Genomic DNA, 25,372 nt, shown 5'->3' with positions numbered 1-25,372 from the left:
GGTGACGACTCCCGCCAGGACCGGCGCCGCTCCCGTCGTCGTCTCCGGAACGCGCCCGACCGGTGCATTGCACCTCGGCCATCTCAACGGTGCGCTCAAGAACTGGGTGCGACTGCAGGATGCATCGCGCTGCTATTTCTTCGTCGCCGACTGGCACGCGCTGACGACCGACTACGCCAACCCTTCGGGCATCGCCGCAAGCACCCACGACATGGTGCTCGACTGGCTTGCCGTAGGGCTCGACCCGTCGCGCTCGGTGATCTTCCGCCAGTCGGATGTCGCCGAGCATGCCGAGCTGCACCTGTTGTTCTCGATGATCATCCCGCTGCCCTGGCTGGAGCGGGTGCCGTCCTACAAGGAGCAGCAGGAACAGCTCGAAGGCCGCGATCTTTCGACGTACGGGTTCCTCGGGTACCCGCTGCTGCAGGCAGCCGACATCCTCATCTACAAGGCCTCGGCAGTACCGGTCGGCGAAGACCAGCTTCCGCACGTCGAGCTGACGCGCGAGGTGGCAAGACGCTTCAACCGGCTCTACGGCAACGTGTTTCCCGAGCCGAAAGGCCTCGTCGTCGAGGCCGCGCGGGTGCCGGGTACCGACGGCCGCAAGATGAGCAAGAGCTACGGCAACGCCGTTGCGCTGACCGACGACGCGACAACCGTCTACGAAAAGCTGGTGCGCATGGTCACCGACCCGCGCCGCGTGCGGCGCACCGATCCCGGTGATCCGAAAGACTGCCCGGCATTCCGCTTGCACGAGATCTACTGCACTGCCGAGGAGCGCGCCGAGCTGTCGGAAGGCTGCCGGACGGCGTCGATCGGCTGCGTGGACTGCAAGAAGGTGATGATCCGCCACGTGCAGGCCGAGCTCGAGCCGATCCAGAGCCGCCGCCGTGAGCTCGCCGCCCGCGGCGACGTCGCAGCCGAGGTGCTCGCCGACGGCAAGCGTCGCGCGGTCGAAGCGGCCGAAGCGACGATGACCGAGGTACGCGCGGCGATGGGTCTCTAGTGGCGACGCCGGCCTACACCGTCAGGCTCACCGCGTTCGAAGGTCCGCTGGATCTTCTGCTCCACCTCGTGCGCACGAACGAGCTCGACATCTACCATCTTCCGATCGCGCAGATCACCGACCAGTACGTCGCCTACATCAACATGTTCGAGGAGCTGAGCCTCGACGTCGCCGGCGAGTACCTTCTGATGGCAGCGTCTCTGATGTACATGAAGTCGCGGCTGCTGCTGCCGCGCGACGACGAGGAAGAGGAAGAAGAAGACGAGTCGGTCGCCGACCTCGTGCGCCAGCTCGCCGAGTACCAGCGTTATCGCGAAGCCGCGGACGTGCTGCGCGACCGCCTGCTGCTCGATCGCGACGTGTTTCGCCGCGCGCCCACTCCTCCCGAAGGAGAGGCCGAGGAGGCGCCGCTTCGCCGTCTCGACATGGGCGCCCTGTTCGAGGCCCTGCGCCGCGTGCTCGTGCGCGCGGCAACGCGCCGGCCGCACACCGTCTCCGGCGAGGAATATCGCGTTTCGGACGCCGTGCGCTCGATGATCGCAAGGCTCAAGAGTGCCGGCCGCCTCGAGTTCGGCGAACTGTTCGCCGACGAGTCGCCGCGCGGCCTCATCATCGCGACGTTCCTCGGGCTGCTGGAGATGGTCAAGATCGGCGTCATTGCCGCCGAGCAGGAGGGCCGCTTCGGCCCGATCTGGCTGCGACTGGTCGACGAGGATGTCGACGAATCGGTCGCGGGCCTCACCGAAATGTACGGCCCGCGCAGCGCCGGCGCCGAGCCGGACCTCGGCGGAGAGCCGGATCTCCTTCGCGAAGAAGAAGACCGCTCGTCGCCGAACGAAGTGGAGAAGACAAGGCCGTGAGCGAAGACGAAACGAGCGCCGGCGAGGACAAGGGTCCGCAGCAGTCGTCCGCCGAATCCGGCCTGTGGCCGGTGGAACGCCTGAGGCCGCTGGTCGAGGCGCTGCTGTTCGCAGCGGCCGATCCGCTGGCGGCAAGGAAGATCGTCGACTGCATCGAGGGCTCGACGCTCGATGAGGTCAAGGCGACGCTGGTCGAGCTGTCGATCGAATACCTGACGCGCGGAGTGCGGCTGGTGGAGGTCGCCGGCGGCTGGCAGATGCGCACGGCGCCCGAGCACCAGCGCTACGTTCGCAAGCTGTTCCGGGAAAGACCGCAGCGCCTGACGCGCGCGGCAACAGAGACGATCGCGATCATCGCGTACAAGCAGCCGGTGACGCGCCTGGAGATCGATGCGGTGCGCGGCGTCGACAGCGCAAGCGCGATCGAGTCGCTGATCGAGCGACGCCTGGCCAAGGTCCTCGGGCGCAAGGACGTGCCCGGCCGTCCTCTGGTCTACGCGACGACCCCCGAGTTCCTCGAGCTGTTCGGACTGGCCAACATCCGCGACCTGCCGACGCTTCCGGAGCTCGGCAACGAGTTCGAGAGGCTTTCGGAGCAGGGCGGTTTCGGCGAAAGCGACGATGCGGCGATCCTGCCGCTGGAGGAAGACGATGCAGCGACGATCGCGGCAGCCGGTGGCACCGAATCCGCGGCCGGGCCGAACACCGGCGAAGAAGACGAAGCCGGCGACTGAACGCGCCGGTGCGACGGGCATCCGCCTCCAGTCGCTGATCGCACGCGCCGGCGTCGCGTCGCGGCGCGAGGCCGAACGCCTGATCGCCGCCGGACTCGTGCAGCTCAACGGCAAGGTCGTCACCGAGCCGGGCACGCGCGCTCGCGAAGGATTCGATCATGTTCGCGTCGACGGAAAGCTCGTCGGACGCGCGGCGCCGCAGCGCAGCTTCGTCTACCACAAGCCCGTCGGTTGCGTGTCGACTCTTCGCGATCCTGAAGGCCGTTTCTGCATCGGCGACGTCGTCGAGGCTCTTGGCGCGCGCGGGGTCTTCCCGGTCGGCCGCCTCGATTTCCACAGCTCGGGGCTGATCCTTCTGACCAACGATGGAGACCTGGCCGAACGCCTGATGCACCCGCGATTCCACGTCGAGAAGCGCTATGCCGTCAAGGTCTCCCCGCGGCCGACGCGCGAGGCCATCGAGGAGTTGCGCCGGGGCGTGCGCATCGGCCGCGCGGCCACGGCGCCGGCGTTCGTACGTGAAATTCGTCACGCCGGCGGAAAGAGCTGGCTCGACGTGCGCATCGCCGAGGGGCGCAACCAGCAGATCCGCCGCATGATGGAAGCCATCGGCTGCCGCGTCGAGAAGCTGCGCCGCGACGCGATCGGTCCGGTCGGGCTCGGCGACCTGGCGCCGGGAGATGCAAGGACGCTGGCCGCGCGCGAGCGAGCGGCGCTCGAGGCCGCGATGGAGGCCGCTGCCGAGCCGCGGCCTGCCGCATCGGTTCGCGGCGCTGCCGGTCGTGGCGCTCGCGCGAATCCAACGCGCAAGCGCTGATGCTTGCGCGTGCGGCCCTCGCCGCAATTGTGGGCCCGTTCAATCCGCCGGCGCCTTGACATCCCGGGTCGTGCTCCATAGACCGCCGCCGCGGGGTGGAGCAGTCTGGTAGCTCGGCGGGCTCATAACCCGCAGGTCGGAGGTTCAAATCCTCCCCCCGCACCCATTTTTCTTCCACCGGACATCCCTTTCGCCGCAGGACGCGCGCGGTGCCTCGTGCGCGCAAATGGGGCAGGCGCTTTCGCCTCCGGATGGCTGGACGCAACCCTGCAATCAGGCATAATCGCCGGCGCGACCGGATTGGGCGAGACTCGGCGGCCGCGTCGCTGGGCGACCACGAACTTCGAGGAGGACTCTGTATGAAAGCGACCCGCGCAACCTGGTTGGCCATCGGTGCCGTAGCCGCTGCCGCATCGATGATGCCGGCGCCGGCCCGGGCCGATCAGAACCCGCCGGTGGGGACGGTCATCGACCGCTCGAACGTCGACAAGTACAAGGAATTCTTCGGCCCGGCGATGATCTGGTCGATCGACCGCGGCGTCAAGATCAACGTCGGCCCCTACCAGAAGATCGAGCCGCCCAAGCCCGAGACGGAAGCGACGGAGAAGTACTCGGCACAGGTCAAGCTCGGCGCCGACAAGATCCACGTCGACAACTACGTTGCCGGCCTCCCGTTCCCGGCCATCGCCGACGGTGACGCGGACAAGGCCATCAAGCACATGTTCAACTACGAGGCGGCCATCGAGGTCGATGACCTCGACGTGCGCAACTTCGACTGCGACACCGGTGCGGTCGGCAAGAACGGCGACCCCGTCAAGGTCGAGCGCCACTTCCTGATCGATCACTTCCGCCGCCTGTACTTCACCGGCCGTCTCGAGGTCCCGCCGAAGCCGGCGATGGATCCGAACCGCGATGCGGTTCGCTACAAGGAATCGCTCTATCCGCTGATCGAGCCGTTCGATCTGAAGGGCACCGGTTTTACGTACAACCGCTACCTCGACAACTCGAAGCAGGACGACAGCTGGCTGTACCTGCCTCAGCTTCGCCGCGTGCGCCGCTTGTCGTCCGCGCAGCGTTCGGACGCTCTCTTCGGCCAGGACCCCGACCAGGACAGCTACGGCGGCTACGCCGGCAACATCGCGTGGATGGACTGGAAGTACCTCGGCGAGAAGACCGTGCTGTCTTCGTTCCACGCCAAGAAGCTCCCCGTCGTCTGGGGCCAGCCCTCCGGCGACTTCATGCACGCCGACCTCTGGGAGCCGCGCAAGGTCTGGATGATCGAAGGCGTTTCCAAGCTGCCGCAGTACGCGTACAGCAAGCGCGTGATGTACCTCGACCAAGAGAGCTACTTCATCGCCTACAGCGACATCTACGACACGGCCGGCGAGCTGTGGAAGATGTGGGTCAACGAGTTCAAGATCTCGAAGAAGCCGCGCGACGAGGCCGCCTACGAGAGCTCGTTCGAGAGGCGCTTCTTCCCGTCGATCACGATGATCGACATGCAGCTCGAGCACGCGACGTACTGCTCGCTGCCGAGCAGCCGCTTCCCGGGCGAGCAGGGCTGGTACATCGACGTCGGCGACAAGGAAGGTACGGTCGAGGCTCAGTTCGAGCTGTCGGCGATCATTGCGGCGGGCCGCTAACGCGGCCCTATGGCGGCGGGACGCTGACGCGCGGCCCTCTGGCCGCGGGACGCTGACGCGCGGCCCCATGGCGGTCGGGCGCTGACGCGACCCGGCGACGCAGCCTCAGTCGGAAAGGAAAGACGGGGTCGCGCGAAAGCCCGGCCCCGTTTTCTTTTGCGCGGACGCGGTCTCCCCCCGAAAGCAGCCAGGGTGCCCCGTCCGTTCCGGTCCGCTCAACCCAACCGCAGGCCATTGACGGCGGGCTGCAACCGCAGGCCATTGACGGCGGGCTGAAGGATGGGCTAGGAATTGAGTGGCACTCAATTCCCATGAAGCCGCTCTCCCCGCCATCTGCCGCCGCCGCGACAGCCGCTCCGGCCGCTCCGATCTTCGAGCCGGACGCGGGCGGCGCGCCCGCAACTCCACCTCGTCGCAGGAACGGCCCGGGCGCCCACACCGACTGGGCCTTTCCGTTCCCCGCTCCCGGCAAGCCTCGCCGCGAGGATCCGGATCGCATTGCGCCGCGCACCGCGTGGCTGTGGCCGTACCGCCAGATCGACAGCGAGGTGCTCCCGTCGCGCGGTGTGCGAAGCCCCGTCTCGCTCGAAGAATTCAAGCAGGCGGTCGGTGCGTGGGCGGAGGACGTCGGCGTGATCTCGATCGACGATCCGGCCATCGCGCACGAAGTGGACGAGATCCTCTACGTCTATCCGCACGCGCGCTCTCTGGTTTGCCTGATCGGCGAAGAGAACAAGCCGTCGATGCAGTCGCGCTACCTGCCCACTGCCAACCACGAGCTCTACAGCTGCGAGGAGCGCATCTTCGAGATGGGCCGCCGCACGATCGCGTACATCCGCTCGCTCGGAGGGGAGTCGCTGACGACGACGATCGGGTGGCCGCAGGAAGTGAGCCAGCGCTGGGCCGACAAGATCTGGCCGCTGTCGCACAAGCTCGTCGCGCAGGCGGCCGGCCTCGGCGTGATCGGCACGAGCCGCAACTTCCTGCACCGCCGCTTCGGCGCCTACTGCCTGATCGACACCGTCGTGACCAACCTCGAGTTCGACGCGCACGATTCCCCGATCCAGTGGAACCCGTGCCTGTCGTGCAACCTATGCGTCGCGTCGTGCCCCACCGAGGCGATCAAGCCCGACGGCGATTTCGATTTCTTCGCCTGCTACAACCACACCTACCGCGACTCCATCCCCGGCTTCCTCGACCTCGTGCACGATCTTTCGGAAGGAAAACCCGGTCGTTTTCGCGAAAAATGGACGAACGCCGAGATCGTCGGGCTCTGGCAGGCGCTGTCGTTCAAGGTCGAGTACCGCTGCTTCAACTGCGTCGCGACGTGCCCGGCCGAGATCCACGGTGATTTTCACGCAGACCGCGGCGTGCGCCGCCGCTATCTCGACGAAACCCTGAAGCCGCTGACACACACGCGCTCGCTCGAAGACGAGCAGTTCGTCATCGACACGCCTGCGGCCAGGCAGCGGCTCGGCATTGCGCCGGGACGATGGCGAACTCGCAGCGACGCCGGCTCTCCGGCCTCGCGCACCGTGCGCCTGGTGCCGCTGTCGCGCATCTGCTCTCTCGACGTCGATGCCATGATGCGCAAGATGCCGCACTTCCTTCGTCCCGAGGAAGCGGCGAACCTGGATTTTGCGGTGCAGTTCCACTTCGACGGCCAAGGGCGCGGCGACTGGTTGCTGCGCGTGCAGCGCGGCCGCGCCGAGGTTCGCACTGGAACCGGGTCGCACGCCGATCTTGTCATCCGCTGCTCCGGACGCCTCTTTCTCGAGATCCAGCAGGGAATCCGCAGCGCACCGTGGGCCCTGGTGACGGGAAGGATCCGGCTTTCGGGGGACCGGCGACTGTTTCTCCGCTTCCCGGCCTTGTTCGCGCTTGGCGGCGGCGAAAGCGCCGCGCACCGCGCGTTGTGGCATTTTCGCAGGTGGCTGCGCAGGCGACTGCACTGGATGCGCGGCTCGGGCGCGGGCGAGTCGTCGTCGTCGTGAGCAGCGGCGGGGACCCGGTCGCGCGTTCGCGCAGCGCTCGCGCTGCACCACGCAAGCCTCGCGGCTCGCCGCGCACGAAAGCGTGGAAACAGGATCCGCAGGGGCGACGCGATCGCGTCGTCGAGGAGGCGACGCGGCTGTTCTTGCAGCACGGCTACGCGAACGTCTCCACTGCCGACATCGCAAGAGCGGCGGGAGTCGCCGAGGGGACGGTCTTTCACTACTTCGGCTCCAAGTCGGCGCTGCTAGGCGCGGTGGCGGAGCACTACGGCGAGCAATTCGCGGCAGCGATGTTCGCGGGGCTCGATCCCGTGGCCGCGCAGGCGACGGTGACGGCGATCGTCGAGCGCGCGTTCGATTTCGTGGCAGGCCAGTGGCCCGGGTTCGGCCACTTCCTGCTCGCCGACAGCCAGGCGGCGGCGGAAAAGGGCGATGCTTCGGGCTCGACGAGCGCGCCGCTTGCCCGCAGCGCCAACCGTGTTGCGGTCACGCGCCGGGTCGAGAGCGTTCTCGAGCAGTGGCAGCGGCAGCGGTTGTTGTCGGGCCTGGATCCGCCGGTGACTGCCGACCTGCTGTTCGGGATCATGGAAGCGGCGCTGCGGGGCTGGATGCTTTCGGGGCTTGCTCACGCGCGGGAGCGCTATGCGGCTGCAACGGTCGCGGCGATGTCGCGTATTCTCGGGATCGACGTCGTCTCGCCTGCGGAGGATTGATCGCCGGGGCGAAACGCTGAGACGCACTCCGGCTGCCGGCAGTCCGGGCGCTCAGCTGCCCGATCGCTCCGCGGCGGTGCCACGATCCCCATCGCCGGGCGCGTCGAGCACGCCTGAATCGGCGCGCGGCGTCTCGAGCCTGGCCTGCGCCGCGCGGCGCACTGCCTCGTCGACATCGCGGGAGGCGACTTCGCGAAGCACGGGCACCGAGTCGACGCGCAGCACGGCCGCCTCGCGCACGCGCGCGGAATCGTCCCAGCGTGCGCGGTTGGCGAGCAGGTCCTGGTCGGCAAGTCGCCGCACCGCCTGGCGCCGCACGCCCCAGTCTTCGTCGTTCTTCGCACGGTTGGCGAGCACGGCCTCGTCCTCGACACGGGCAATCGCAGCTTTCCTCACCTGCCAGGCCTTGTCCCAGCGCGCCCGCAGCGAAAGCAGCGATGCGTCCTTCGTCGCGTCGACGGCCGCGCGGCGCACCTGCCACGCATCGTCGTCGCGTGCGATCGATGCCAGCGCGATCTCGTCGTGCAGGCACCCGGTCGCGGCCTCCCGCACCTGCCACGCCGTGTCCTGGAAAGCAGCTTTCGCGACGATCTGCCGGTCGCGCACCTTGCGTGCGGCCACGGCGCGCACTTGCCAGTGGCGGTCGCCGAGTAGCAGGGCCTCGAGATGGTCCTGGTCGTGGATGCGGCGCGCTGCCAACGCGCGCACGTCTTCGTGCTCTCCGTCGCGCAGTACGTCGAACGAAGCGTTCTTGCCGCGAAGGCGTGCAAACGCCGCACGCCTGACCGCCGCGTCGTCGTCGCGGCACGCGACTGCCAGCAGCACGTCGGAGTCGTCGATGCGCGAAATCGCCGCACCCCTGGTGTCGGCGTAGGGACTCTGCAGCGCGACTGCACCGACGGAGACGGGATCGGCGAGGCGGGAGAGGGTGCGTTCGCGAATCGACGACTCGGCATCGAAGCTGGCGGCCCGCGTCAGCGTGAGGTCGTCATCGACGCGCCCGAGCGAAGCCGCGCGGATCGAGGCGTCCTCCTCACTGGCGACGAGAGCCTGCAGTGCAGTGGAGTCGCGAATGCGCTCGGCGGCCTCGCGGCGCACGTCGACCCGCGCCGCGTCGGCCGCGACTCGCGCGAGCGCAGCGGGGCCGCGGATCTTGCGGGCCGCAAGACGCGCGACGACGTCGTCGCTGCAGTGGAGGGCGAGCTCGACGAGCGCGTCGTCGTCCGTGAGACCCTTGACGGCGCCGCGCGCGATGAACGGGTCGCGGGCCTGCGTCGCGATGCGCGCGAGAAGAGGCGCCTCGCGCACCCGGTCGAGGGCTGCATGGGCGATGTCGCGACTGCGAGCGTGAACGGCCACCACGGCAACATCGGCGCTGCCCGCGATGCGCCGCAGCGCAGTCTTGGCGATCTCGAGCGCGCCGGCTTGGCACGCGATGCGAGCCAGCAGCGCGTCATCCGTGATGGCCGCAAGCTCGCGCTTGACGGCGGCCAGGGACGTCGCGGCAATCACGACCGCGACCGAGCGATCACCGGCGCTCGGCAACGCGGTGGGCTCGTCAGGATCGGGCGCCGCTGTTGGGGTTTGCGGGGAAGCGGTGACGGGCAAGTCGAATGTCGAGTCGGCCGCGGGTGCGTCGTTGCGGAACTCCTCGCCAGGCGCCGTGTCATCGCGCGCAGGCGGAGGCGGCGCGCTGGCTTCGGAATCGGCGCCGGCGTCAGCAGTGTCGGTGACGGCAGCGGGGCGCTGCGCCCTGCGGCGCATCCAGTCCAGAACGGTCATGGGCCGGATTGTACCGCCTCGCCGTATCGTTCAAAGGGTAGAACTCGCGGCCGGCCGTCGGTGCGCGCGATGGACATGAAAATATTTTCCAGCCTGGTTTTGCTCCTGGGTTCTTTGGCAGCTCCGCTCCTGGTCGCGCTGGTCGCCGGCGACGCCTGCGCCGCAGGTGCGCACGGGCCGAAATGGGTGTCCCACCCCGACCAGCCCTTCGACATCGAGGCGACGGAAGTTGCGGTCAAGGATTTCCGCGCCTGCGTCGCGGCGGGCCGCTGCGAGCCGTCCAGCGTCAATCCCGAATGCAACTACGGCGACCCGAAGCGCGGTGACCATCCCATCAACTGCATCGATCACGACGGTGCGATCGCCGTGTGCGACTATCTCGGCGGCCGCCTGTGCAGCAGCAAGGAATGGCTGGCTGCCTGCCACGGCAGCGACGGTCGCGCGTTTCCGTACGGCAGCGAGTACCAGCCGTCGCGCTGTCACGTCGGCACCTACGACGTGCCGGGCCCCGGAGGCCGCACGACGATTCCCGTCGGCAGCGTTCCGGATTGCGAAGGCGGCCTTCACGGCCTTTTCGACATGAGTGGCAACGTCAGCGAGTGGATCTCCGACTGCAAGGGAGACTACTGCAAGTTCCGCGGCGCAGCTTTTGTCGGCAACGATCCGGTCGAGCACTTCGCCGGTTGCGCCGAGGTGTGCGCGGGCAACGACAAGGGTCTCAAGTCGAGCACGGTGGGCGTGCGGTGTTGTCGCGACCGCAGCGCCTCCGCGCCAAAGAACGGCGCGAAGGCTGCAGCGGCGGGTGGCGCCACGACGACGTTGAAGAGCGGGGCGGCAAAGGGATCCAGGTCCGATGCGGCCGCGGCGACGGCTTCCCGTCCCCCGGCAAGCGGCAGCAACGCTGCGCGGCCGGCGTCCGGTTCCACCGCGAGGCCGACTGGCTCCGGCGCCGCGGCGCCGCTTTCTTCATCCCGCCCGTAAGTACCGCCCTGGCGTCGCTGGCGGAAGGTTGCCGTGGCAACCGACAGGCGCCGGCACGGTCGGACTCCCCCCGCGACCCGTGGCGGTATGGCCCCCCGGGTCCGGATTGAAACAAGTTCTAGTTTCGGGCAGAACCCGCGGCGCGGAGGCCATTTCATGCATTTCGACCTCACTGCCGAGCAGCGCGGGCTGCGCGACGAGCTTCGCCGCTATTTTGCCGACCTGATGACGCCGGAGCTGACGGCCGAAGTCGCCACCAGCGAAGGCGGCGGGCCGCTTTTCCGTGAAGCGATGAAGAAGATGGGCCGCGACAAGTGGCTCGGCATCGGGTGGCCCACCGAGTTCGGCGGTCGCGGCCTCGGACCGATCGAGCAGTTCCTGTTCGCCGACGAAGCGCAGCGCGCGTTCTTTCCGTTTCCGTTCCTGACGATCAGCACCGTCGGTCCGACGATCCAGCAGTACGGCAGCGAGGAACAGAGGCAGACGTATCTTTCGAAGATCCTGGCCGGCGAAGCGTTCTTCTGCATCGGATATTCGGAGGCCGATGCCGGCACCGATCTTGCGTCGCTCAAGACCAAAGCCGTACGCGACGGCGACGACTGGGTCATCAGCGGCCAGAAGCTGTGGACGAGCCTCGCCGATTTCGCCGACTACGTCTGGCTTGCCGCGCGTACGAATCCGGACGCTCCGAAGCACGCGGGCATTTCCATGTTCATCGTTCCGACCAGGAGCACGGGCTTCAGCGTTACTCCGATCCGCACGGTCGGCGGCGTTCGCACCAACGCGACGTACTACGACAACGTGCGCGTGCCGGCCGCGTCGATGGTCGGCGGCGAGGGCAACGGCTGGAGCCTGATCGTCAACCAGCTCAACCACGAGCGCGTCTCGCTGATGTCGGCCGGCATCGTCGGGCGGCTGTTCGAGGAAACCGCGGCCTGGGCGCGGGAAAAACGGCTTTCCGGCGGCTCCCGCGTCATCGACATCCCGTGGGTGCAAAGCACGCTGGCACGCGTCGAAGCCAAGCTCGAAGTGCTGCGGCTGATCAACTGGCGCCAGGCCTGGAACATGCAGCACGGCACCTTCCACTTCGCCGAGGCGTCGGCCGTCAAAGTCTTCGGCAGCGAATTCTACATCGAAGCGTACTCGCTTCTGCTCGAAGTGCTGGGCGCGGCGGGAGCGATCCGCCGCAACTCTCCGGAGTCGCTGATCGGAGGACGCATCGAGCGCATGTACCGCTCGATGCTGATCCTGACGTTCGGAGGCGGGACCAACGAGATCCAGCGCGACATCATCGCGATGGCCGGCCTCGAGATGCCGCGCTCGCTGCGCTGAGGAGAACGACGATGGAATTCGGTTTCACGAGCGAACAGGACGACGTACGCACGGCTGCCGAGAAGATTTTCGCCGACCTGTGCAAGCCGGAGCTGCTTCCCGATTGCGAGCGTGCGCTCGAGCATTTCGACAGGGAGCTTTGGAAGGAGCTGGCCCGCGCCGGGCTGCTCGGCGTCGCGATTCCGGAGAGCCACGGCGGCATGGGGTTCGGCATCGCCGAGCTTGCGATCCTGCTCGAGCAGGCCGGACGCTACGTGGCGCCGGTTCCGCTGTTTCCGGTGCTGCTGCTCGGTGCGCTGCCGGTCGTCCAGTTCGGCAGCGCGTCGCAGAAAGACCGCTGGCTGCCTGACGTCGCGACGGGAAAGACTCTGCTGACGGGGGCGATTGCCGAATCCGACTCGCGTGACGCGGAAAAACCATCGACGCGGGCTCGCGCCGACGGCGACGGCTTCGTGCTCGACGGGGTCAAGATCTGCGTACCGATGGCGAAGACCGCCGCGCGCATCCTCGTTCCGGCATCGACGGCCGGCGGCCAGGTCGTCCTCGCGCTCGTTTCTCCGGAAGCCGACGGTGTTTCGTTCGAGGCGCAGGAGCTGACGACGGGTGAGATCGCGTACCGGGTGGCGCTGTCTGCTGTGAAAGTTTCAGCCGACGACGTGCTGGTTGGACCGGACGGTGGAGCGGCTGCGCTCGCGTGGATCGTCGATCACGCGATCGCGGGACTTTGCGCGATGGAGCTCGGTGCGGCCGAAAGGGCGCTGCGAATGACGGCGAAGTACACGTCCGAGCGCAAGCAGTTCGGCAAAGTCATCGCGACGTTCCAGGCCGTCGCCCAGCGGGCGGCCGACGCGTACATCGACGTCGAGGCGATCCGCCTGACGACGTGGCAGGCCGTATGGCGGCTCGCAGAGAAGCTCCCGGCCCGGCGCGAGCTCTCGATCGCGAAGTATTGGGCGAGCGAGGGCGGCCACCGCGCCTGCTACGCCGCGCAGCACCTGCACGGCGGAATCGGCGTCGACAAGGACTATCCGCTGCACCGCTATTACCTGCTGTCCAAGCGCATCGAGCTGACGCTCGGAGGCGCGCAGGAGCACCTGGCCAGGGTCGGGGCGATGCTCGCGGCCGGGTGACAGGCAAGCACTCGCGAACATTTCCTCACCGTGGCGGCGCGTGTTGGTTACGCGCAACGCCGATCTCGTGAAATAACCGCGCGACGCCGCTGCTCTCTTGCCGCGGCCCCGCGCCACGGGCAGCATCCCACTGCGCTGGGGACAGGCAACGAAAAGCTGGCGCCTGTCCCCGGCGATGTTCCGGGCGCGAACGCAACGGAGGCACAGCCGGATGGAACCCCCGAAGAACTCGAGTGAAGCGCGGTACATGGCGAGCACGCACGAAGTCACGAACGTCTCGTGCGAGCTGGCCGATTACAACATGTACCTGCAGGACGCCGCGCTCAAAGAAGCGGTAAAGCGGGAGGGCGCCGCGTGGGCCGACGGGGAGCTTACGCGGCTCGGCGCCACGTGCGGATCGGCCGAGCACCTCGAGCTCGGCGTTCTCGCCAACCGCAACCCTCCCGAGCTCGACACTCACGATCGCTTCGGCAACCGCGTCGATCTCGTCCGCTTTCATCCCGCGTACCACGCGCTCATGCGCTTCTCGATCGAGAACGGGCTGCATTCTTCCCACTGGACGAGGCCGGGAGCGGGCGCCCAGGTTGCGCGCGCCGCGGGATTCTACATGCAGAGCCAGGTCGAAGCCGGACACGGCTGCCCGATCACGATGACATCGGCGGCGATCCCTTCGCTCAGGACGACGCCCGAGGTCGCACGCGAGTGGGAGCCGCGCATCACGGCGCGTGTCTACGATCCACGAAACGTGCCGGACCGCGAAAAGCAGGGCCTTACGATCGGCATGGCGATGACCGAGAAGCAGGGCGGCTCGGACGTGCGCGCGAACACGACGCGCGCGTATCCGCTCGGCCAGCCCGGCGCCGGACAACCGTACGAGCTCGTCGGCCACAAGTATTTCGTTTCCGCGCCGATGTGCGATGCCTTCCTCGTGCTCGCGCAGGCGCCGGGCGGCCTGTCGTGCTTCCTGCTGCCGCGCTGGAAGCCGGACGGCACGAAGAACCCGCTGCAGGTCATTCGCCTCAAGCGCAAGATGGGCAACGTCTCCAACGCGAGCAGCGAAACGGAGCTGCGCGGTGCGCTGGCGTGGATGCTCGGCGAAGAGGGCCGGGGAGTTCGCACGATCATCGAGATGGTCGCGATGACGCGCTTCGACTGCATGATCGGATCCTCCGGCGGCCAGCGCGCTGCGGCCTCCCAGGCTCTGCACCACTGCGCCCACCGCGCGGCGTTCGGCCAGGTGCTGAGCCGCCAGCCGCTGATGCAGAATGTGCTTGCCGACCTCGCGCTCGAAAGCGAGGGATCGATTGCACTGACGATGCGTATCGGCCGCGCGCTGGACCACCGCGAAGATCCGCACGAGGACCTGCTGGCGCGAGTGGTCACCGCGGTCGGAAAATACTGGATCTGCAAGCGCACGCCGAATCACGCGTACGAGGCGATGGAGTGCATCGGCGGCAGCGGCGTCATGGAGGACAGCCCGATGCCGCGCCTGCTGCGGGAATCCCCGATCAATGCGATCTGGGAAGGCAGCGGAAACATCCAGTGCCTGGACGTGCTGCGCGCGATGAAAAACACGCCGAACGTGCTCGAGGCGTTCTTCGCCGAGCTCGGCCGCGCCCGCGGCGCGGATGCGACGCTCGACCGCTACGTGGCCGATCTTCGCGACGAGTTCTCGGACATGGGCGACATCGAGTATCGCGCCCGCGATCTCGTCGGGCGCATGGCGCTGGCGCTGCAGGCGTCCTTGCTGGCGCAGCACGCGCCGCCGTTCGTCGCCGACGCGTTCTGCGCGTCGCGGCTCGGCGGCGGCGAGCACCACAACTACGGAAGTCTCGCTCGCGGCGTCGATTGCGCGGCAATCATCGAGAGGGCCACGCCGCTGGCCGGCTGAGCGCCTACGCGGGACAGCTCAGCGACACGTCGTCGCACTCTTCGTCGATTCGATCACGCCGTTGCCGGACGTCGCAGCGTTGGCAGGAGCGGGTGGCGCGATGGTCACCAGGAACAGGACGGACGTCGCAGTTACCCGCAGATTGTTCGGATTCAAGGAACCGGCGGCACCGTCGTCGTCGAGCTCGCTTCCTCTGCCGACGGAGCTCGGCGCGCGTTACCAGCCGGCTCCGTCTCGTCAGGCTGCGTGCAGCCGCACGGGCAGCTTCGAGTAGCCGCGCACGAAGTTCGAACGTATCCGCGTGGGCGCTGCCGTGACCTCGACGCGGGAGAAGCGCTTGAGGATCTCTTCCCAGAGCACGCGAAGCTGCAGGCGCCCGAGGTGTGCGCCGACGCAGAAGTGGATTCCCGTTCCGAACGAAAGCTGTTCGCGGGCGTTCTCCCGGTCGATCTGGAGGAGATCGCCGTTCGGGAAGACGGACTCGTCGCGATTGGCCGAAAGATACCAGAGCACGACCTTGTCGCCCTGGCGCATCTTCGCACCGCCGTACTCGAGGTCGCTCGTGACGGTTCGCCGCATGTAGGCCAGCGGAGTCTGCCAGCGGACCATCTCGTCGACCATGTTGGGAACGAGGTCGTGGTTGGCTCGAAGCCTGGCGTACTCCCCGGGGAACTCGTTGAGGGCCAGCACTCCACCGGTCATCGAATTGCGCGTCGTATCGTTGCCGCCGACGATCAGCAGCACGAGGTTGCCGAGCAGCTCGAGGGGACGCGTGTTCATGTCCGCCGTCGCCGGCGCGTGCGCCAGCATCGAGAGAAGGTCGAAATCCGGCGGCGCCGCCGCGCGTTCGTCCCACAGGCGCAGGAACGTCTGCAGGCAGTCGTTGAGCTCGGCCTCGCGCTGGTCCCACGAATCGATGATGCCGTCGCCCGGGACCGCCGTCGTGACGTCGGACCACCGCGTCAGCTTGTGGCGATCCTCGAAGGGAAAACGAAACAGCGTCGCGAGCATCTGCGTCGTCAGCTCGATCGACACCCGTTCCACCCAGTTGAACTCTTCGCCGATCGGCAGCGAGTCGAGCACCGCTCCCGCGCGCTGGCGGATCAGGTCTTCCATCTGTCGCACCTGCGCAGGCGAGACACTCGGTCGTACGGCCTTGCGCTGCACGGTGTGCCGCGGCGGGTCCATCGTGATGAAGCTGCTGAGCTCCCTCATCGTGTCGGAACGACCTTCGAGGCCGTCGAACAGCACGATGCTCGGCTCGGACGAGAAGTGCTCCCAGTCGAGCTCGATGGCCTTGATGTCGTCGAAGCGCGTGACCGACCAGTACGGCCCGAACTCGCTTTCGGGACAACGGTGAATGGGCGCCTCGCGCCGCAGGCGCTCGAGATACGGCAGCACCGTGTCGGTGAGAAAGAGGTCGCGGTTGGCAACGTTCAGCGTGGCCAGCGACTGCCGCCGGGCGTCTGCCCGCGCCGCCTCGAGCGCATCGGCGTGAGGCTTGAAGATATCGGGATTTTCCATCGCAGCTCTCCTGTCTTCCTGGGGCCGTGGCGGCGACCTCGGCAGCACTCATACTACCGCCGCTGTCGGCTGAGCAAGCTGACCGGCCGCGGTCCGGATCGACGTTCGCAACCTCTTCGGCGACCTCGCCGTTCCTTCTCGAGGGGCGGCTCGAGGCCGGTCGGATCGATCTCCTCGACGGAGCGGGGGCGGCGGTTCACCCGCCGATCTGGAACATCTGGATCTTGCGTCCGCCCTGGCGCCGGGTCGCGCGCTCTTCGGAGTAACGGTCGCCGCGGCTGGTCCAGACGCTTCGCATCAGCGAGACGAGGTCGCTGTCGGTGGCGCCGTGGCGAAGCGGCGTCTTCAGGTCGATGCCGCCGGCGGCGAACAGGCACGTCACGAAATGCCCGTCGGTGGTAAGGCGCGCCCGCGAGCAGTCGCCGCAGAACGGCTGGGTGACCGACGAGATGATCCCGATCTCGCCGCTGCCGTCGAGGTAACGGTAACGGCGCGCGACTTCGCCGCGATAGTTCGCTGCCACCGGCTCGAGAGGGAACGCCGCGGCGATGCGTTCGACGATCTCGCGTGCGCCGACGACATCGGCCGCATCCCACCGGTTCAGCGTCCCGACGTCCATGTATTCGATGAAACGCACGATGGTGCCGCTGCCGCGAAAGTGCGACGCAAGATCGACGATGGTGTCGTCGTTCATTCCGCGCTGCACGACGCAGTTGACCTTGATCGGCGCAAGCCCGGCAGCGCGCGCGGCATCGATTGCCGCGAGCACGACGTCGGGACCGGAGCGGTTGCCGCTCATGCGGCGGAAGACCTCCGGATCGAGGCTGTCGAGGCTGACGGTCACGCGCCTCAGTCCCGCGCGGCGCAGGCGCGCGGCCTGCTCGGCCAGCAGCACCCCGTTGGTGGTCAGCGTGACGTCGCGCACCGACTCGATCGCCGCCAGGCGGCGAACCAGCTCGTGGAGCTCGGAGCGCAGAAGGGGCTCCCCGCCGGTCAGGCGGATCTTTTCGGCGCCCAGCTGCGCAAACAGGCGCGCGAGGCGCTCGATCTCCTCGAACGTCAGGATCTCCGGGCGCGGCAGGAACTCGTAGCGTTCTCCGTAGATTTCGGCCGGCATGCAGTACGGGCAGCGGAAGTTGCAGCGGTCGGTGACCGAGATGCGAAGATCGCGCAGGGGCCGCGCGAACAGGTCGCGCGGGGGGTCGCTGGCGGTCTGGGAAGACATCGAACGCGGATCATTGCGGCAGGCGGCGCCCTTGTCCACAAGGGTGAAGCCGCAGCCGAGCCGGCCTCGCGCGACCAATGTTCGGCGGCGGTTCGATCATACGAGCCGCTTGAGCGGCCTCCCGGAGCGCGCTAGGGAAACCGCAATGGAAAACATCGAGCTCATTCGCGCGTGCGAGGCAGTCAAAATCCCCCAGGGAGACCGGGTGACGCTGGCCGCCGGCACCGAGATCTATCTCAGCCAGTCGCTCGGCGGATCTTTCACCGTGCAGGCGCCGGCCTACGGCGGCCTGTTCCGCATTGCCGGCCGCGATGCCGATGCGCTCGGAAAGGAAATGCCTGCCGAGGCAAAGCTGCTCGAGTCGGGTGAAGGCGACATCGATGCGCTCGTCGAGGCTGCGCTCAAGACCTGCTACGACCCGGAAATTCCGGTCAACATCGTCGATCTCGGCCTCGTCTACGACACGCGCATCAGCGATCTTCCCGAAGGCGGCTACCGCGTCGACGTCAAGATGACGCTGACGGCGCAAGGCTGCGGAATGGGCGGCGCGATCGCCGGCGATGCCGAGGACAAGCTTCGCTCGATCCCGTCGGTGCGCGACGCCAGCGTCCGCGTCGTCTGGGATCCACCGTGGACGGCGCACATGATCTCCGACGAGGGACGCCGCAAGCTCGGCATTTAGCTCACCCCGGAAGAGTGCTTGCCAGTACCCGGCCGAGCCGCTAAAGTAGCTTCGTCATGCGCAAGAGCCCTGTTTTCGTCGTCTGGTATTTTATCTTCGGGCAGGACCCGGGGCCGGCGACGTGCGCGTAGAAGGATAAAAACCTCGAACCGCGCGAGCGGACGCAAGGCCCCGGGAAGCGATTCCCGGGGCCTTTTTCGTTTTGCGCGGCGTGGCGGCAACAACGCCGTACCGTAAAGGAAGACCGCGATGAGTACCGAGATGAATGAAGACCTGGTCGATACCAACGTAACCGAGCTGTCGCCACTGAGGTCGCCGCGCCAGATCAAGGCGCTGCTTGCGCTCGGGGACGCAGCGGCCGCGACGGTACGTAGCGCGCGCCGCGAGCTGCGCGACATCCTTCACGGGCGCGACCGCCGCCGCCTGGCCGTCGTCGTAGGCCCGTGCTCGATCCACGATCCGAAAGCCGCGATCGAATATGCAGAGCGACTGCGCCGGGCAGCCGCGCCGCTTCGCGGGCAGTTGATGGTCGTCATGCGCACTTACTTCGAGAAACCGCGCACGACAGTAGGATGGAAAGGCCTCGTCAACGATCCGGATCTCGATGGAAGCTGCGATATCGACCGCGGGCTCGAGCTGGCGCGGCGCCTGCTGCTCGAGATCAACGAGATGGGCGTGCCGTGCGGCACCGAGGTGCTCGATCCGGTGACGCCGCAATACCTCGGGGACGTCGTTGCATGGGCTGCCATCGGTGCGCGCACGACCGAGAGCCAGACCCACCGCGAGATGGCCAGCGGGCTTTCGATGCCGGTCGGCTTCAAGAACGGCACCGACGGCGGGCTCGACATCGCGCTGCACGCGATGATCTCGGCCGGGCACCCGCATTCTTTCCTCGGCATCGATGCCGACGGCGCGACGGCGGTGGTACGCACGCGCGGCAATCGCGACCGGCACATCGTGCTGCGCGGCGGTGGAGGCCGGACCAACCACGGCGCGGCCGACATCGCCCACGCTGCCGAGCACGTAGCAGGCGAGGGGATCGCAAGACCGGTGATGGTAGACTGCTCGCACGGCAATTCGTCGAAGGATTTCCGCCGCCAGGGCGGTGTGGCGCGAGACGTTGCACGCTCGTTCGTTGCCGGCGAAGAGCGCGTAATGGGCCTCCTCGTCGAGAGCAATCTCGTCGAGGGCAGCCAGCAGTGGCACAAGGAGTCGCTGCGCTACGGCGTCTCGATCACCGACGCGTGCATCGGATGGGACGAGACCGAGGCGCTGCTCGGCGAGCTGGGTGCGGCTGTCGAATCGGCGCAGCGTCGACGCGCCTGCGCCTGAGCCCGCATTGCCGCGCGAGGGCGGGGCGGCTACTGTCGGCGCGGGCCTCGAGCAGAACAGGAAACAGGAACAGGAAAAGGAAAAGGGAGAGAACGCATGTTCGTCGTGACCAACCGCATTCCCGTTGCCGAAGGGTTCGAAGCCGATTTCGAAGAGCGCTTCCGCAAGCGCACGCACCTGATCGACCGCTCTCCGGGCTTCGTCAAGAACCTCATCCTGAAGCCGGTGCGGCGCCGCTTCGATCACGCGACCGGCCAGATGGTGGAGTCGCCCGAGCGGGGCTTTTACCTCGTGCAGACGTACTGGCAGAGCGAGCAGGCTTTCTGGGACTGGACGCAGAGCGAGAGCTTCCGCATCGCCCATTCCAACCGCCCGCCGGCCGGCATGTTCTCGGGCTCGAGCGTGCTCGAAGTCCACGAGATCATCCAGTCTACCGAGGCCGTAGCCGACGTAGCCTGACCCCGCCGCTTCTCCTCGCGCTCCGCACCCGGACCTTTGTCTTCGCGGGCGCGCGATTTTGCCGACGAAACACCCCGGGCCTTTTGCCCGGTTCCACCCGCACGGGGCTGCGCTATAGTCCGCCGCTTCCGACACTGAGGACGCCATGACGACGACCACTGGACTGAACAGGAACAGCCGCACGATCACCGACGGCGACGAGCGGGCGCCCAACCGCTCGATGCTGCGCGCCGTCGGGTTTCGCGACGAGGATTTCGGCAAGCCGATCATCGGCGTGGCCAGCGCCCAGAGCGACATCACGCCGTGCAACGCCGGCCTCGGCGAGCTGGCAGTGCGCGCCGCATCGGGAATCCACGCCAGCGGCGGAATGCCGCAGACTTTCGGCACGATCACGGTCAGCGACGGCATCTCGATGGGTACCGAGGGAATGAAATGCTCCCTCGTCAGCCGCGAGGTGATCGCCGATTCGATCGAGACGGTCTGCCGGGCGCAGATGATGGACGGAATCCTGGCGGTCGGCGGCTGCGACAAGAACATGCCCGGCGCGATGATCGCGATGGCACGCCTCGATATTCCTGCGGTGTTCGTCTACGGCGGCACGATCAAGCCCGGCCACCTCGAAGGCTGTGACCTCACGGTCGTCAGCGTGTTCGAGGCCGTCGGCGAGCTCGGCGCCGGCCGCATCTCGCGAGAGCGTTTCGGCGCAGTCGAGCGCGCAGCGATTCCAGGCAAGGGATCCTGCGGCGGAATGTACACTGCCAACACGATGAGCAGTGCCTTCGAGGCTCTCGGCATGAGCCTGCCCGGTTCTTCGACGATGGCGGCCGAGGACGATGAAAAGGCCGACAGCGCCGAAGCCAGCGGCATCGCGCTGCTCGAGTGCGTGCGCCGCCAGCTCACGCCCCGAAAGATCATGACGAAGAAGGCGTTCGAGAATGCCATCGCGGTGGTCTTTGCCGTCGGCGGCTCGACCAACGCCGTGCTGCACCTTCTCGCCATTGCCCACGCTGCCGGCGTCGATCTCGCTCTCGACGATTTCGAGCGCATCCGTCTCAAGGTTCCGGTCATCGCCGACCTCAAGCCTTCGGGCCGCTACGTCGCCACCGACCTGCACCGCGTCGGCGGCATTCCGCTGGTGATGCGCATGTTGCTCGACCGCGGACTGATCCACGGCGACTGCATGACGATCATCGGGAAGACGATCGCCGAGAACCTGGCTTTGGCGCCGTCGGCTCCGCCTGCCGGTCAGGAAATCGTCGTCTCGCTCGACGATCCGATTTACGCGCAGGGGCACCTGGCGGTGCTTCGCGGCAACCTCGCCAGCGAAGGGGCGGTCGCCAAGATCAGCGGGCTTGCCAGTGTGAAGATCACCGGCCCCGCGCGCGTGTTCGACTCCGAGGAAGACGCGATGCGTGCGATCCTCAACGACAGGATCCGCCGCGGCGACGTGCTCGTGATCCGTTACGAGGGCCCGCGCGGCGGGCCCGGCATGCGCGAAATGCTCGCTCCGACTTCTGCAATCATCGGAAAGGGTCTCGGCGACGCAGTGGGTCTGATCACCGACGGGCGCTTTTCCGGCGGAACGTTCGGGCTCGTCGTCGGGCACGTCGCACCCGAAGCGGCTGTCGGCGGGACGATTGCGCTGGTGCACGAAGGCGACACGATCACCATCGATGCCGAGCGCACGCTGCTCGAGCTGCACGTCGGCGAACAGGAGCTTGCCGAGCGCCGCAACGCGTGGCGGGCTCCTGCGCCGCGCTACACCACCGGTGTGCTCGCCAAGTACGCGAAGCTGGTTTCCAGCGCCTCGCTCGGCGCCGTGACCGACTGATGCCGACGCCGGCGCCCGAGCAAGGACGCCGGCCGTGGTGGTCGTGGATCTTCTTCTGGGTGCCGGTGCCCGAAGGGATCACCCACGCGCAGTGGGTGATGCTCGGCGCCCTCGGGGCGACGTACCTCGTCAATTCCTACGATCTCGGGATCCTGAACCTCGCGCTGCCGCAGATCCAGGCCGGGTTCGCGCTGCCGGAGGACCAGGTCGGGCGCCTGGCGGCGATCGTCCGCCTCGGCGTGCTGCCGGCGTTGCTGATCAGCGTGCTGGCCGACCGCATCGGCCGGCGTCGCCTGCTGCTGATGACGATCATCGGCTTCACGCTGGCGACGTTCTTCACTGCGTTCACGCGCACCGCCGCCGAGTTCGCGGTGCTGCAGTTCCTCGCGCGTACCTTCGTCTACGCCGAGGACATGCTCGCGATCGTCGTCGTCACCGAAGAGCTCGATGCGCATGCGCGCGGCTGGGGAATCGGCCTGATGATCGCCTTCGGCGCTCTCGGCCACGGGTTCTCGGCTCTGATGTTCTCGCTGGTGACGCTGCTGCCGTTCGGCTGGCGCGCGCTGTATTTCTTCGGGGCATTCCCGATGCTGATCGTCGCGTGGCTGCGCCGGTCGGTACGCGAGACTCAGCGATTCGAAGCCGCGCGGGCACGGCGCGCAGGAACGGAGCCGCCGTCGTTCGGCCGGCCCCTCGTGCGCCTGCTGGCCAGGCATCCGGGCCGAGTTGCCGCCATTTCGGCTGCGCTGATCCCGGTTGCGTTCGCGAGCGGCACCGCGATCCAGTTCCAGTCGAAGTTCCTGCAGGCCACCCACGGCTATTCGCCCGCCCAGGTCAGCGCGCTGTTCCTCTGCGGAGGCCCGCTGGCCATGACCGGCGGCCTGCTGTTCGGGCGCGCGAGCGACCGCTTCGGCAGGCGCCCGGTGCTCGCTGCGGCGATCGTGTTCAATACGCTGGCGACGATCGTGTTCTACAATGCGGACGGGATCGTCGTGCCGCTGGTGTGGATCGTCACGATCTTCACGCAGTTCGGCGTCGACGTGCTGTTCAGCGCGCTCGGCAGCGAGCTGTTCGCGACGTCGTGGCGCTCGACGGCCTCCGGCGTGCGCAGCATCGTCTCGACGCTGGCCATCGCGTCGGGCCTGGCATTCGAAGGCCTGCTGTACACGGCGCTCGGCAGTCATGCGGCCGCGATCACTGCGATGGCGGGCTTCGCACTTGCCGGGCCGGTGATCCTTCTCGCACTGGTGCCGGAGACTGCCGGCAGGGTTCTCGAGGAAATCGCACCCGACGAGGACTGAGGCCGGCCGGGTAGCGCACGCCGGGAGCGAGGTGCGAGCGTTGCAACGCCGAAACCGCTAGACTCTCGCCGTGGAGTTCCAGGACTACTACGCGGTGCTCGGCATCGCCCGCGACGCCAGCGCGGACGACATCAAGAAGGCCTACCGCAAGCTGGCGCTCAAGTGGCACCCGGACCGCCACCCCGAGGGCGAAAGGGCGGAGGCGGAGACGAAGTTCAAGAAGATCGCCGAGGCGTACGAAGTCCTCGCCGATCCCGACAAGCGCAGCCGCTACGACCGCTTCGGCAAGGACTGGCAGCAGGGCGACGAGTTCCGGCCTCCACCGGAGCAGGGCTCGCGGATGAGCGCCGAAGAATTCGAGAACATCTTCGGCGGAGGCGGCGGCGGATTTTCCGACTTCTTCAAGGCGGCTTTCGGCGAGGATCTTCGGCGCCAGCAGGCAGGCGGCCGCCGCCACCCGCGCTACCGTCACCGTGGCGGCGACGTGCGCGCCGAGCTCGAGCTTCCGATCGGAGTGGCGATTGCCGGGGGACGCTCGCGCTTCGACGTGCCGGCCACCAGGCCTTGCGAGGTCTGCGGCGGAGTCGGATTCGTCGACGAGCACGTCTGTCCCCGCTGCGTCGGCGTCGGTCGCGTCCACGACCGTCGCACGGTCGACCTGTCGATTCCCGCGCGCGTGCGCGACGGCATGACGATGCGCCTTGCCGGCCTCGGCGAAGCCGGCGAGGAAGGCGGCGAGAACGGCGATCTCTATCTCACCATCCGCCTCGTCTCCGACGACATCTACCGCATCGACGGCGGCGACGTCGAAGCGGATCTTCCCGTGGCACCGTGGGAGGCGGCGCTCGGCGCGAAAGTCGGCGTGAGGACTCCCGACGGCATGGTCACGATGACGGTCGCTGCCGGAACGCGCGCCGGCACGCGGCTGAGGCTGCGCAGCAAGGGATTCGAGGACGCCCATGGCCACCGCGGCGATTTCTACGCGATCGTTCGCCTGGGGCTTCCGGAGCTGACGGAGAAGCAGAGCGAGCTGATGCGCGAAATGGCGCGCGCCGGCAACGCGACGCTCCGGGGCGGAGCCCGCGAGGAGCCCGCGCGATGAGTGACGTCGTGATCCGCATCGAAGGACGCAGCTACCTGACACTGGAGGCGGTCTCCCGGTGCTACGGCTGCGAAGTGACGTGGATCCGCGAGGCTTACGACGTCGGCCTGTTCGGCGAGGGGATCGTGCACGCCGGAAGCATCCTGCTTCGCATCTCCGTCCTCGATCGTGTCGCGGAGGTCGTGCGCCTCGGTCGTTACCAGGGCATGGGCCTCGAAGCGATCGTCGTGCTTCTCGGCGAGGACGCTGGCGAACCGGACGCCGTCGACGTCGAGCCGGAGACGTGACCGATCCGACCGATGTGATCGCTTTCACAGACGGCGCCGCCAAGGGAAACCCGGGTCCTGGCGGGTGGGGCGCCGTGCTGCTCGTCGGCGGCGCGGCGGTGCGCGAGCTCGGCGGCGCCGGCGGACGCACGACCAACAACCGCATGGAAGTCCTCGCGGCGATCTCCGCCCTCCAGTGGTGCGCCGAGGCCGGCGCCGCCGACACTGCGCGCATCACGATCGTCACCGACTCGAGCTACCTTCTGCGCGGAGTGCGCGAGTGGCTGACGAAATGGAAAGCGCGCAACTGGAAGACCCTCGAAGGCAGCGACGTCGCCAACCGCGACCTGTGGGAGCGCCTGGACCTCCTCGTCGCGGCCTGCCCGAAAGTCTCGTGGCGCTACGTTCCGGGGCATGCGGGAGTACCAGGCAACGAAAGGGCCGACGAGATCGCATCGGCCTTCGCGACGGCCGCGACGCCTCGTCTCTACAGCGGCCCGTATTCGGGGTACGACTTCGATCTCGGCAGTATTCCCGATGCCAACGCACCGATTCGCGCGGCATCGAAGAAATCGGCGACGAAGGGTTCGAAAGCGTATTCGTACGTGAGCATGGTCGACGGCGTCGTGGCGACGCACCGGACTTGGGCCGAATGCGAGCAGCGCGTGAAAGGCCGCTCCCGCGCACGCTATCGCAAGACGGCAAGCGCGGCGGAAGAGAAAGCGCTCGTCGCCGAATGGGACGCCGCCGCCCGCTGAGATTTCCGG

23 protein-coding genes and 1 tRNA gene are annotated in these 25,372 nt (G+C 67.7%); 20 read left to right on the top strand and 4 right to left on the bottom strand.

Annotated features, from left to right (window positions below):
* Position 1: 1 nt before the first annotated feature.
* The 8 genes from trpS to VGK20_16160 all read left to right on the top strand — a co-directional run bounded on the left by trpS (position 2) and on the right by VGK20_16160 (position 7,767).
* Positions 2 to 1,006 (top strand): tryptophan--tRNA ligase, encoded by a 1,005-nt coding sequence (gene trpS, locus VGK20_16195; protein ID HEY2775582.1) that lies wholly within the window; start codon positions 2 to 4, stop codon positions 1,004 to 1,006.
* Positions 1,006 to 1,866 carry a segregation/condensation protein A gene (locus VGK20_16190; protein HEY2775581.1) on the top strand — a complete coding sequence of 287 codons (861 nt, stop codon included), beginning with the start codon at positions 1,006 to 1,008 and terminating at the stop codon, positions 1,864 to 1,866. The genes trpS and VGK20_16190 overlap by 1 nt, the downstream gene beginning before the upstream one ends.
* Positions 1,863 to 2,600, top strand: a complete 738-nt coding sequence (scpB, locus tag VGK20_16185; GenBank protein HEY2775580.1) for an SMC-Scp complex subunit ScpB — start codon at positions 1,863 to 1,865, stop codon at positions 2,598 to 2,600. The genes VGK20_16190 and scpB overlap by 4 nt, the downstream gene beginning before the upstream one ends.
* Positions 2,518 to 3,417, top strand: a complete 900-nt coding sequence (locus VGK20_16180; GenBank protein HEY2775579.1) for a pseudouridine synthase — start codon at positions 2,518 to 2,520, stop codon at positions 3,415 to 3,417. Before scpB ends, VGK20_16180 begins: the two co-directional genes overlap by 83 nt.
* Before the next feature lie 89 nt (positions 3,418 to 3,506).
* Positions 3,507 to 3,583, top strand: a tRNA-Met gene (locus tag VGK20_16175).
* Between the two features lie 193 nt (positions 3,584 to 3,776).
* Entirely contained in the window at positions 3,777 to 5,060 is a 1,284-nt protein-coding gene (locus VGK20_16170) for a DUF1329 domain-containing protein (GenBank protein HEY2775578.1), read from the top strand.
* Between the two features lie 311 nt (positions 5,061 to 5,371).
* Complete coding sequence (locus VGK20_16165) at positions 5,372 to 7,054, top strand: SCP2 sterol-binding domain-containing protein (protein ID HEY2775577.1); 1,683 nt, start codon at positions 5,372 to 5,374, stop codon at positions 7,052 to 7,054.
* Positions 7,051 to 7,767 carry a TetR/AcrR family transcriptional regulator gene (locus VGK20_16160; protein HEY2775576.1) on the top strand — a complete coding sequence of 239 codons (717 nt, stop codon included), beginning with the start codon at positions 7,051 to 7,053 and terminating at the stop codon, positions 7,765 to 7,767. Before VGK20_16165 ends, VGK20_16160 begins: the two co-directional genes overlap by 4 nt.
* Before the next feature lie 51 nt (positions 7,768 to 7,818).
* On the opposite strand, the gene VGK20_16155 is transcribed toward VGK20_16160, so the two are convergent.
* Positions 7,819 to 9,549: a hypothetical protein gene (locus tag VGK20_16155; protein HEY2775575.1), complete on the bottom strand. Its 1,731-nt coding sequence runs from the start codon at positions 9,547 to 9,549 to the stop codon at positions 7,819 to 7,821.
* A gap of 114 nt (positions 9,550 to 9,663) precedes the next feature.
* On the opposite strand from VGK20_16155, the gene VGK20_16150 reads away from it, so the two are divergent.
* The 4 genes from VGK20_16150 to VGK20_16135 all read left to right on the top strand — a co-directional run bounded on the left by VGK20_16150 (position 9,664) and on the right by VGK20_16135 (position 14,883).
* A complete protein-coding gene (locus VGK20_16150; GenBank protein ID HEY2775574.1) occupies positions 9,664 to 10,530 on the top strand; it encodes an SUMF1/EgtB/PvdO family nonheme iron enzyme in 867 nt (288 codons plus the stop codon).
* A 156-nt stretch (positions 10,531 to 10,686) separates the two neighbouring features.
* Entirely contained in the window at positions 10,687 to 11,862 is a 1,176-nt protein-coding gene (locus VGK20_16145) for an acyl-CoA dehydrogenase family protein (protein HEY2775573.1), read from the top strand.
* A gap of 11 nt (positions 11,863 to 11,873) precedes the next feature.
* Positions 11,874 to 12,992: an acyl-CoA dehydrogenase family protein gene (locus VGK20_16140; protein ID HEY2775572.1), complete on the top strand. Its 1,119-nt coding sequence runs from the start codon at positions 11,874 to 11,876 to the stop codon at positions 12,990 to 12,992.
* 211 nt (positions 12,993 to 13,203) lie between these two features.
* Positions 13,204 to 14,883 (top strand): isovaleryl-CoA dehydrogenase, encoded by a 1,680-nt coding sequence (locus VGK20_16135; protein HEY2775571.1) that lies wholly within the window; start codon positions 13,204 to 13,206, stop codon positions 14,881 to 14,883.
* An 18-nt stretch (positions 14,884 to 14,901) separates the two neighbouring features.
* Here the strand turns inward: VGK20_16135 and VGK20_16130 are convergent, their stop codons facing one another.
* From VGK20_16130 to moaA, 3 genes are all read right to left on the bottom strand, one after another.
* Positions 14,902 to 15,039, bottom strand: a complete 138-nt coding sequence (locus tag VGK20_16130; GenBank protein HEY2775570.1) for a hypothetical protein — start codon at positions 15,037 to 15,039, stop codon at positions 14,902 to 14,904.
* An 81-nt stretch (positions 15,040 to 15,120) separates the two neighbouring features.
* Positions 15,121 to 16,407, bottom strand: coding sequence for a cytochrome P450 (locus tag VGK20_16125; protein ID HEY2775569.1), 1,287 nt, complete (start codon positions 16,405 to 16,407; stop codon positions 15,121 to 15,123).
* Positions 16,408 to 16,603: 196 nt separating this feature from the next.
* Positions 16,604 to 17,632, bottom strand: coding sequence for a GTP 3',8-cyclase MoaA (moaA, locus tag VGK20_16120; protein HEY2775568.1), 1,029 nt, complete (start codon positions 17,630 to 17,632; stop codon positions 16,604 to 16,606).
* Positions 17,633 to 17,777: 145 nt separating this feature from the next.
* On the opposite strand from moaA, the gene sufT reads away from it, so the two are divergent.
* From sufT to VGK20_16080, 8 genes are all read left to right on the top strand, one after another.
* Positions 17,778 to 18,314, top strand: coding sequence for a putative Fe-S cluster assembly protein SufT (sufT, locus tag VGK20_16115; protein ID HEY2775567.1), 537 nt, complete (start codon positions 17,778 to 17,780; stop codon positions 18,312 to 18,314).
* Between the two features lie 261 nt (positions 18,315 to 18,575).
* A complete protein-coding gene (locus tag VGK20_16110) occupies positions 18,576 to 19,646 on the top strand; it encodes a 3-deoxy-7-phosphoheptulonate synthase (protein HEY2775566.1) in 1,071 nt (356 codons plus the stop codon).
* A gap of 96 nt (positions 19,647 to 19,742) precedes the next feature.
* On the top strand, positions 19,743 to 20,105 hold the full coding sequence (locus VGK20_16105) for an antibiotic biosynthesis monooxygenase (GenBank protein ID HEY2775565.1): 363 nt from the start codon (positions 19,743 to 19,745) through the stop codon (positions 20,103 to 20,105).
* A gap of 145 nt (positions 20,106 to 20,250) precedes the next feature.
* A complete protein-coding gene (ilvD, locus tag VGK20_16100; protein HEY2775564.1) occupies positions 20,251 to 21,936 on the top strand; it encodes a dihydroxy-acid dehydratase in 1,686 nt (561 codons plus the stop codon).
* Positions 21,936 to 23,237 carry an MFS transporter gene (locus tag VGK20_16095; protein ID HEY2775563.1) on the top strand — a complete coding sequence of 434 codons (1,302 nt, stop codon included), beginning with the start codon at positions 21,936 to 21,938 and terminating at the stop codon, positions 23,235 to 23,237. Before ilvD ends, VGK20_16095 begins: the two co-directional genes overlap by 1 nt.
* A 70-nt stretch (positions 23,238 to 23,307) precedes the next feature.
* On the top strand, positions 23,308 to 24,339 hold the full coding sequence (locus VGK20_16090; GenBank protein ID HEY2775562.1) for a DnaJ C-terminal domain-containing protein: 1,032 nt from the start codon (positions 23,308 to 23,310) through the stop codon (positions 24,337 to 24,339).
* Positions 24,336 to 24,626 (top strand): hypothetical protein, encoded by a 291-nt coding sequence (locus VGK20_16085; protein HEY2775561.1) that lies wholly within the window; start codon positions 24,336 to 24,338, stop codon positions 24,624 to 24,626. The genes VGK20_16090 and VGK20_16085 overlap by 4 nt, the downstream gene beginning before the upstream one ends.
* The gene (locus VGK20_16080) at positions 24,623 to 25,363 is read left to right on the top strand and encodes a ribonuclease H (GenBank protein ID HEY2775560.1); all 741 of its coding nucleotides are present in this window, start codon (positions 24,623 to 24,625) and stop codon (positions 25,361 to 25,363) included. The genes VGK20_16085 and VGK20_16080 overlap by 4 nt, the downstream gene beginning before the upstream one ends.
* The last annotated feature ends 9 nt before the right edge of the window (positions 25,364 to 25,372 follow it).

It is taken from the genome of Candidatus Binatia bacterium (assembly GCA_036493895.1).
In the GTDB taxonomy this organism is placed as follows: domain Bacteria; phylum Desulfobacterota; class Binatia; order UBA1149; family CAITLU01; genus DATNBU01.
The sequence above is the reverse complement of the archived record's forward strand: the minus strand, read 5'-3'. Positions and strand labels throughout refer to the sequence as shown.

Bases quoted from the DNA above. Each gene is read 5' to 3' on its own strand.
- VGK20_16170 (HEY2775578.1), top strand. From the start codon at position 3,777: ATGAAAGCGACCCGCGCAACCTGGTTGGCCATCGGTGCCGTAGCCGCT.
- ilvD (HEY2775564.1), top strand. From the start codon at position 20,251: ATGACGACGACCACTGGACTGAACAGGAACAGCCGCACGATCACCGAC.
- VGK20_16165 (HEY2775577.1), top strand. From the start codon at position 5,372: ATGAAGCCGCTCTCCCCGCCATCTGCCGCCGCCGCGACAGCCGCTCCG.
- VGK20_16105 (HEY2775565.1), top strand. From the start codon at position 19,743: ATGTTCGTCGTGACCAACCGCATTCCCGTTGCCGAAGGGTTCGAAGCC.
- VGK20_16125 (HEY2775569.1), bottom strand. From the start codon at position 16,407: ATGGAAAATCCCGATATCTTCAAGCCTCACGCCGATGCGCTCGAGGCG.
- moaA (HEY2775568.1), bottom strand. From the start codon at position 17,632: ATGTCTTCCCAGACCGCCAGCGACCCCCCGCGCGACCTGTTCGCGCGG.
- VGK20_16145 (HEY2775573.1), top strand. From the start codon at position 10,687: ATGCATTTCGACCTCACTGCCGAGCAGCGCGGGCTGCGCGACGAGCTT.
- VGK20_16180 (HEY2775579.1), top strand. From the start codon at position 2,518: ATGCAGCGACGATCGCGGCAGCCGGTGGCACCGAATCCGCGGCCGGGC.
- VGK20_16110 (HEY2775566.1), top strand. From the start codon at position 18,576: ATGAATGAAGACCTGGTCGATACCAACGTAACCGAGCTGTCGCCACTG.
- sufT (HEY2775567.1), top strand. From the start codon at position 17,778: ATGGAAAACATCGAGCTCATTCGCGCGTGCGAGGCAGTCAAAATCCCC.
- VGK20_16095 (HEY2775563.1), top strand. From the start codon at position 21,936: ATGCCGACGCCGGCGCCCGAGCAAGGACGCCGGCCGTGGTGGTCGTGG.
- VGK20_16140 (HEY2775572.1), top strand. From the start codon at position 11,874: ATGGAATTCGGTTTCACGAGCGAACAGGACGACGTACGCACGGCTGCC.
- VGK20_16135 (HEY2775571.1), top strand. From the start codon at position 13,204: ATGGAACCCCCGAAGAACTCGAGTGAAGCGCGGTACATGGCGAGCACG.
- VGK20_16085 (HEY2775561.1), top strand. From the start codon at position 24,336: ATGAGTGACGTCGTGATCCGCATCGAAGGACGCAGCTACCTGACACTG.
- VGK20_16155 (HEY2775575.1), bottom strand. From the start codon at position 9,549: ATGACCGTTCTGGACTGGATGCGCCGCAGGGCGCAGCGCCCCGCTGCC.